The sequence below is a fragment of the Niastella populi genome (genome assembly GCF_002078015.1).
Taxonomy (GTDB): domain Bacteria; phylum Bacteroidota; class Bacteroidia; order Chitinophagales; family Chitinophagaceae; genus Niastella; species Niastella populi.
Genome location: NZ_LWBP01000107.1, coordinates 1 through 1,082, shown reverse-complemented (window position 1 = coordinate 1,082; position 1,082 = coordinate 1). Strand labels below are relative to the sequence as shown.

At 45.9% G+C, this 1,082-nt stretch carries 1 protein-coding gene; it reads right to left on the bottom strand.

The window, feature by feature from the left end; translation table 11 throughout:
- Positions 1-1,082, bottom strand: a 1,082-nt coding sequence (gene otsB / locus A4R26_RS10795; RefSeq protein ID WP_081163794.1) for a trehalose-phosphatase, incomplete at both ends; no start/stop codon positions are given.

Below are 1,082 nucleotides of genomic sequence, written 5' to 3'. Positions count from 1 at the left end.
CCCTGTTCGAGGCTGGCATTGCGATAATGCCATACGATAGAAAATTCTTTTTCTTCAATGAAACTATGGGCGCAGCGGCGAACATACACCTGCATGATCTGCTGTATGGGTTCCTTCCAGTCATTTGGCATCATCACTTCGTTTGTCCACGGTTGATCTGGATATTTGAACCGGGCGCCATGTTCCGCCACCATGTGAATGTTGCAGTCGCCAAAATACTTTTCGAGCCAGTCACTGTTTCTGCCACTGATAAGGCAAACCGTATTTTTATTTTCGTTCAGTTCTTTAAGAAGTTGAAGCAGTTCTTTACCGGGTACGGCATCGGCCGGGTTTGAAACAAAGGATTTAAGGGTGCCGTCATAATCAAGCAACAGGAGTCTTTTATCAGCTGCCCGGTAGGCTTCCAGTAAATGTATTTTTGAATACTCATCGAGGAATTTTACCTGGAAATCCTGTTGTTTCTTTTTGATGTTCCGTAATTCACCCAGAAAATCTTCCGCCCATATTTTTACATCATAACCGGCAATGCGGCTTTGCATGGCCTCGAGGCGAATGGCCTGTTCCTCCTCAGGCATTTCCAGCCCGGCTTTGATGGCATTTGCCATTTCACTTACGTCATTGGGATTAATTATGATCGCATCGGACAACTCCCTGGCGGCACCAGCCATTTCGCTGAGCACGAGTACACCTTTTTTGTCTTTCCGGCTGGCCACAAATTCTTTCGCTACCAGGTTCATTCCGTCACGAAGCGGCGTGATCAATGCCAGGTCGCATCCCGTGTATAAAGCTATCAGCTCGTCGAACGGTAAAGCGTGGTATTGATAAATAACAGGCTGCCAGTGTATGTTGCCAAGGCGGCTGTTGATCTGGCTGATAGTTTGGTCGATGATCTGTTTACGTTCTTTGTATTTGGCAATATTGTCTCTCGATGGCACAACGGCGAGGATGAAAATTACCTTTTCATGATACTGGGGATTGTTTGCCAAAAAGTATTCAAAGGCTTTCAGCCGGTTATTCACTCCTTTTGTATAATCGAGCCGGTCTACGGAGAAGATGATCTTTCTATTGCCCTTCTTTTGTGC